Source organism: Chitinophaga sp. (assembly GCF_036566945.1).
Lineage (GTDB): Bacteria > Bacteroidota > Bacteroidia > Chitinophagales > Chitinophagaceae > Chitinophaga.
In genome coordinates, this window is record NZ_DATCVJ010000491.1 from 1 (window position 1) to 7,043 (window position 7,043).

General features: G+C 44.6%; 4 protein-coding genes. 3 read left to right on the forward strand and 1 reads right to left on the reverse strand.

Annotated features, from left to right (window positions below; translation table 11 throughout):
• On the forward strand, positions 1-2,732 hold a 2,732-nt coding region (uvrA, locus tag VIP81_RS15050), incomplete at its 5' end, for an excinuclease ABC subunit UvrA (protein WP_331962212.1).
• A 177-nt stretch (positions 2,733-2,909) separates the two neighbouring features.
• Here the strand turns inward: uvrA and VIP81_RS15055 are convergent.
• Positions 2,910-3,350 (reverse strand): DUF4293 domain-containing protein, encoded by a 441-nt coding sequence (locus VIP81_RS15055; protein ID WP_331962215.1) that lies wholly within the window; start codon positions 3,348-3,350, stop codon positions 2,910-2,912.
• A gap of 146 nt (positions 3,351-3,496) precedes the next feature.
• Here VIP81_RS15055 and VIP81_RS15060 point away from each other — a divergent pair, with 146 nt between their 5' ends.
• Both VIP81_RS15060 and VIP81_RS15065 read left to right on the forward strand, forming a co-directional pair.
• The gene (locus VIP81_RS15060; RefSeq protein ID WP_331962218.1) at positions 3,497-5,812 is read left to right on the forward strand and encodes an NADP-dependent malic enzyme; all 2,316 of its coding nucleotides are present in this window, start codon (positions 3,497-3,499) and stop codon (positions 5,810-5,812) included.
• A gap of 107 nt (positions 5,813-5,919) precedes the next feature.
• The gene (locus VIP81_RS15065; RefSeq protein WP_133807381.1) at positions 5,920-6,951 is read left to right on the forward strand and encodes a hypothetical protein; all 1,032 of its coding nucleotides are present in this window, start codon (positions 5,920-5,922) and stop codon (positions 6,949-6,951) included.
• Positions 6,952-7,043: the final 92 nt, after the last annotated feature.

Sequence of the window (7,043 nt, forward strand, 5' to 3'; positions counted from 1 at the left end):
GGGTACATAATCTCAAGAATGTAAGCGTATCTATCCCCCGTAGCAAGCTGGTAGTTGTTACTGGTGTGTCCGGTTCAGGGAAGTCTTCCCTCACCATGGACACCTTGTATGCAGAAGGGCAACGCAGGTATGCTGAAAGCTTAAGTTCTTACGCCCGTCAGTTCCTGATGCGTATGAATAAGCCCGATGTAGATTATATCAAAGGCATTTGCCCTGCGATCGCCATCGAGCAAAAAGTTATTACCCGTACTCCCCGGTCCACCGTGGGATCTATGACGGAAATTTATGACTATCTCCGGCTACTCTTTGGCAGAGTGGGTAAAACATATTCTCCCATCTCCGGAAAACTGGTAAAAAAACATGAAGTAAGTGACGTGGTAGATTATATCACTAAGCTGAAAAATGGCAGCAAAGTATTGCTGCTGGCTCCTTTTCGCCGGCATGCCAAAAGAGAGGTGAAAGAAGAACTGAATATCCTGTTGCAAAAAGGCTTTTCCCGTTTATACGTTCCCGGTAGCGAAGGCACCGGACTGCTACGTATAGAAGAATTGCTGGAGCAAAAGAAAATAACCGTCGCTGAAAATGCATGGGTGCTCATAGATCGGCTGGTAGTAAAGGATTTTGAGGAAGATGATAAACATCGGATTGCCGACAGTGTGCAAACGGCGTTTTATGAAAGTGAAGGCGATTGTTATGTGGAAATAGATGGGAAAGAAACAGTTCATTTTGCGAATCGCTTCGAACTGGATGGTATCGCATTTGAAGAACCGGTGCCTAACCTCTTCTCTTTCAATAACCCCTACGGTGCCTGCCCTACCTGTGAAGGATTTGGACAAACATTAGGGATAGATGCCGACCTCGTAATACCTGACAAACGCTTAAGCGTTTTTGAAGGCGCCATAGCTCCCTGGCGTGGTGAAAAAATGGGCGAATACAAAGAAGCGCTCATTAAAACCGCCCGTAAGTTCGGCTTCCCGGTGCATAAGCCTATTGCAGAACTAACCGATGAACAGGTGAAATTACTCTGGGCTGGCAATGAACATTTCTACGGCCTGAATGAGTTCTTCAAAATGGTGGAGCAAAACCTGTACAAAGTACAATACCGTGTACTACAGGCACGCTATCGCGGCCGTACCGTTTGCCCCGAATGTGGCGGCGGACGTTTACGTAAGGAAGCCCTCTACATCAAAGTCGGAGAGCGCAATATCGCTGAACTGGTAGACCTGCCGGTTTCAGATCTGAAACAATGGTTTGATGCACTGAAACTAAATGAATACGAACAGCAAATAGGGAAACGTATTCTCATTGAAATAAATCATCGTATAAAAACCTTACTGGATGTAGGTTTGGGCTACCTTACCCTGAACAGGGTGGCTAATACCCTGAGTGGTGGGGAAAGTCAGCGTATTCAGCTGACCCGTACCCTGGGTAGTAACCTTACCAATTCCATGTACATCCTGGATGAACCCAGTATTGGTTTGCATGCCCGTGATACCCATCGTTTAATTTCCGTGTTGAAAGAACTGCGTGATCTGGGTAACACTGTAGTGGTAGTAGAACACGATGAGCAGATGATGGAAGAAGCAGACTATATCATTGATATGGGGCCGCTGGCCAGCCATCTGGGCGGGGAAGTAATCTTTGCCGGCACTTATCCACAGATTTTGAAAGATGCCAATAGTCTGACGGGTAAATATCTCAGCGGTCAGTTTACCATTGATCCTCCTGCGAAAGTGCGTAAGTGGAAAAAGGCAATTACCATTGAAGGCGCCAGACAACATAACCTGAAAGATATTACCGTTGATTTTCCTTTACAGGTATTGACGGTGATCAGTGGCGTGAGTGGTTCCGGTAAAACCACGCTGGTAAAGCAAATCCTCTATCCTGCCCTGATGAAACTGAAAGGAGAATTTGCAGAAAGAGTAGGTAACCACAAAGCACTGAAAGGCGCCTTAGATGATATCACCCAGGTGGAAATGATTGACCAGAATCCGATTGGTAAATCATCCCGCTCCAACCCGGTCACTTACATCAAGGCATATGATGAGATCAGGGACCTGTACTCCAAACAACCGCTGAGTAAAATGCGCGGCTTCCAGCCTAAGCATTTTTCTTTCAACGTAGATGGTGGTCGTTGCGACGCATGTAAAGGGGAAGGAGAAGTAATTGTAGAAATGCAGTTCCTCGCCGATGTACATCTTACCTGCGAAAGCTGCGGTGGTAAAAGGTTTAAAGATGAAGTGCTGGAAGTAACCTACAAGAATAAAAATATCTACGAAGTACTGGATATGGGTGTGGATGAAGCATTGGACTTTTTCAAAGATGAAAAAGATGTGTGCAATAAAATACGCCCGTTAAGCAGTGTGGGATTAGGGTATGTAAAACTCGGACAGAGCAGCGATACCCTGAGTGGTGGTGAGGCGCAGCGCGTTAAGCTCGCCTCTTTCCTGGGTAAAGGAAAAGCGCAGGGACATATTATGTTCATCTTCGACGAACCTACTACCGGTCTGCATTTCCATGACATCAAGAAATTACTGGATTCCTTTAATGCCCTCATTGAACAGGGACATACCGTGTTGGTAATTGAGCATAACCTGGATGTGATCAGGAGTGCTGACTGGGTAATTGACCTGGGTCCCGAAGGTGGTGCTGGTGGCGGTAACCTGCTGTATGCCGGTGTTCCCGATGGACTGAAAAAAGTAAAAGATAGTTATACAGGGAAGTACCTGTAAGCGAATGATAATATTTAAAAAGAACGGCCCGGAGTGATGAACTCCGGGCCGTTCTTTTTAATATTTTACGGTGTGTATGTAAAAGCCGTATTCCTGAATCCCGGATCACTTCCTGAAATCCGGTACTACAGCAGCCAATAGCCGCCGCACAGTAACTACTGTTATGATAACGATCGCTTATCTAAGCCTGTCCAGTGATTTGATCAGTTTCTCATCTTTATAAATTCCTCTTACGGCCAGGAACAAAAGAATGATTACTACAATCGGTAAAAAGGAAGCTGGCAGATAGGATGCCGAAACAATGCTGACACCGCCGGAGCTTAATTTATTAGCCGTTTGCTGCACCACGTAATATTGGTAGGCGATGGCGCCAAAACCAAAAAGAATGTTAAAAATTGTTAGACGAAATTGGAGTTTACGTTTCTTAAAAAGAAAAATAGTGACCAGCGACAGCAGTATAATAACGATATACAGTACAAACAGGAGATAGTTGCTGGAAGCGTTTACCGTGCTGGTGGTGTTATTGGTAAGTGTGGCTTTCCACAGATTGAAAGACAGAGCAGCAGCGCCTGCGGCGGCAGCCAATAGCAGATAGAGACTCTGGATGCGTTGTATCATGATATTTATGAATGTTTAACGCTGTAAAAGTAAGTAATTTTACTGGTTAGAATGCTTAATTATGGGCAGGTATCCCACTATTTGGGTGGATGTGCTTAATGCAATACTTCGTATATTGCACGCCCAATAACAATCTTTATATTTATATGGCAAAGAAACTGAATAAGCAGGATGCGTTGGACTATCATGCAAAGGGCAGGCCGGGTAAAATTGAAGTCATACCTACAAAGAACACTAAATCGCAATGGGATCTTTCACTCGCTTACTCTCCCGGAGTAGCGGAGCCTTGCAAAGAAATTTTCAATGATGTAGAAAACGTTTATAAATATACCGCCAAAGGTAATCTCGTGGGCGTTATCAGCAATGGTACGGCGGTGCTGGGATTAGGTGATATAGGTCCGGAAGCCGGCAAGCCGGTAATGGAAGGTAAAGCGGTGTTATTTAAAATATTCGCGGATATAGATGTATTTGATATAGAACTGGATGCAAAAGATCCGGATACTTTCGTTGCTGCTGTAAAGGCCCTGGAGCCCACATTTGGTGGTATTAACCTGGAAGATATCAAAAGCCCGGAGTGTTTTGAAATTGAAGAAAGGCTACGGAAAGAGCTGAAAATTCCGATCATGCATGATGATCAGCATGGAACCGCCATCATTTCTTCCGCTGCTTTGTTGAATGCATTGGAGCTGGTAAAAAAGAAAATAGAAAAAGTAAAGATTGTGGTAAATGGCGCAGGAGCTGCTGCCATGGCCTGCGTAAAATTATATGTGGCACTGGGTGCCCGCCCGGAAAACTTTATCATGTTTGATAAAGACGGTGTTTTGAATAAAGAACGCGAAGGTCTTTCCGACAGACATAAACAGTTTGTTACCAGTACCAAAATCAGAACACTGGCAGAAGCCATGAAGGGCGCGGATGTGTTCCTGGGCCTGTCTGTTGGTAATGTGGTAACGGCAGAAATGATTAAGAGCATGGGTAAGAATCCGATCGTATTTGCCATGGCAAATCCGGATCCTGAAATTGCCTACGAAACAGCGATTGCTGCCCGCCCGGATATCATCATGGCTACCGGTCGTTCCGACTATCCTAACCAGGTAAATAATGTACTGGGCTTCCCTTACATTTTCCGTGGTGCCCTGGACGTTAGAGCCACCCAAATCAATGAGGAAATGAAACTGGCGGCAGTAAGGGCTTTGGCTGAAATGGCAAAGTCGCCTGTACCGGATATCGTGAACCTGGCTTATAACGAAAGAAACATTTTCTTCGGACCTAAATATATCATTCCAAAACCACTGGATCCACGTTTGCTCAGCACCGTGGCGCCTGCCGTGGCAAAAGCTGCGATGGATAGCGGCGTTGCTCACCGTCCTATTACCGACTGGGAGGCTTATCGTAATGAGCTGAATCATCGTCTGGGACTGGATAATCAGCTGTTTAGAGTCATTGGTACCAAAGCCCGTCGTGATCCAAGGAAAGTGGTATTTGCGGAAGCAGATAACCTGAAAGTATTGAAGGCGGCGCAGGTAGTAAATGATGAAGGTATTGCACATCCTATTCTGTTGGGTAATGAAGCGCGTATCCGTGAACTGATGCTGGAAAATGCCATCGAAATTGATGATGCGGTGATCATTGATCCGAAGAGCGAAGAGATGAAGGAAATGCGTCATCGTTTTGGTGACCTGTTCTTCGAAAAGCGCCAGCGTAAAGGACTGAACCTGTACGAGGCCCGTAAGATCATGCGCGAACGTAACTACTTCGGTTGCATGATGGTGGAAACAGGCGAAGCTGATGCATTGATTTCTGGTCTTACCCGTAAGTATCCTGATACCATCCGTCCTGCATTGCAGGTAATTGGTATGGAAGAAGGTGCAAAACGTGTGGCCGGTATGTATATCATTGAAACCAAACGCGGACCTTTATTCCTCGCCGATACGACTGTTAACTTCAATCCTACTGCGGAAGAGCTGGCAGATATTACCATGATGGTGGCGAAAGAAGTGAAACATTTTAATATTACGCCGCGTATTGCGATGCTGTCGTATTCCAACTTTGGCAGCAGTCAGACACCGGAAGCGCAAACCATGAGCAAAGCCCGTGAAATTGTGAAACAACGTGATCCTTCCCTCATTGTAGATGGTGAAATACAGGCTGCCATGGCCTTCAATAAGGAGATTCTGAAAGACAATTATCCGTTTACAGAATTACTGGGAGAAGAAGTGAATACCCTCATCTTCCCTAACCTGGCTGCTGGTAATATTGCCTACAACCTGTTACAGGAAGTGGCCGGATTTGATGCCATTGGCCCCATTCTGTTAGGAATGAAGAAGCCGGTGCATATTCTGCAACTGGGCAGTACAGTAAGACAAATCGTGAACATGGTGAACATCGCGGTAGTGGATGCACAGGAAAAATGCTGCAGACAAGCGGAAGAGGAGAAAGGAAAGAAGAAGAAAAAGAAGTAAGAATAAAGGTATTCACGCAAAGACGCAAAGCAGGTAAGCAGCAAAGGAAAATAATCTTTGCTGCTTACCTGCTTTGCGTCTTTGCGTGAATACCCTATATTTATTCTATGCAAACCATTTCCCGTAAGAAAATATTCTTTCCGATTAACGCTGCTTTCCGCAATTATCTCAAAATGTATGAGCGGGAAGTGAAGTTGCCGCTGTCCTACGAAGAATTGCGCTATTATGATCAGTCGATTTCCGTGTATGACAAAGAAGGGAAAGATACGTTGTGGGAAACCGTATTTTATCCTCAAAGCATGGTAGGACCTATTCATGCGGGATTAAAGCGGGTGTATTCTATTCTGAAAGCAGGTGGGGATCAGGCGGCAGAAGAACATTTGCATATTGAACGGATCGACTATTGCACCTTTGGAAATTCTCATCCATTCCGCATTAAAATTGTCAATAATTACAACGAAGTATACGACTATTTTTATATTAAGATAGCAGATGCATCCCGCATTTATGGATTGGAACTGGAGCACATTTTATCTCCCTACTGGATGAACTTCCTGATAGATGGTAATACCCTGGTGGAAGAGCATATTGCCGGAGTGCCCGGAGATCAGTTTATTCTTCACTACCTGAACCGGCCGGAATTTAACCCCAAACGTATTGCCAAAGAATTTGTGAAATTTAATGAACGTTGTTTTGTGCGGTTACTGGGAGATATGCGTTCCTATAATTTCATCTTTGACATTACTCCTGATTTTGATGATGTACAGTTTCGTATCCGCGCCATCGATTTTGATCAGCAATTTTATGAAGGCAGACGTACTTTATATATGCCGCAGTATTTTAAGGAGAACAAGATTTTTGTAGATTTAGCCATCAAACATCTCAACGCAGAAGTAGTGAAGCAATACCAGCAGGAGGAGCGCGCAGTTATTGCCCGCCGTATAAAAGTGCAGCGGCATCGTATCAAAGACCTCCGGGACGTGATTATGACAGACCGGGTTTCCTTCCCTGAAAAAATACAGCAGCTGGGCAATGAACTGGCGGAATATTATCATGATGCCGTTTTCTCCCGTTGTAAAACCATGGGGGAAATTATTGAGCGCAGTTTGAAACGTTTGTTGGTGAGTAGTTTACGTTAACGGCTGTATTAAATCTTAAATTAGGATATGATTGAAAAAATCCTTCCTATCTTTGATCAGTTATGGAGTTCAAATTCTTCTATCATTTCGGA

Excerpts from the sequence above, each read along its gene's own strand:
- VIP81_RS15055 (WP_331962215.1), bottom strand. The coding sequence starts at position 3,350 with ATGATACAACGCATCCAGAGTCTCTATCTGCTATTGGCTGCCGCCGCA.
- VIP81_RS15060 (WP_331962218.1), top strand. The coding sequence starts at position 3,497 with ATGGCAAAGAAACTGAATAAGCAGGATGCGTTGGACTATCATGCAAAG.
- VIP81_RS15065 (WP_133807381.1), top strand. The coding sequence starts at position 5,920 with ATGCAAACCATTTCCCGTAAGAAAATATTCTTTCCGATTAACGCTGCT.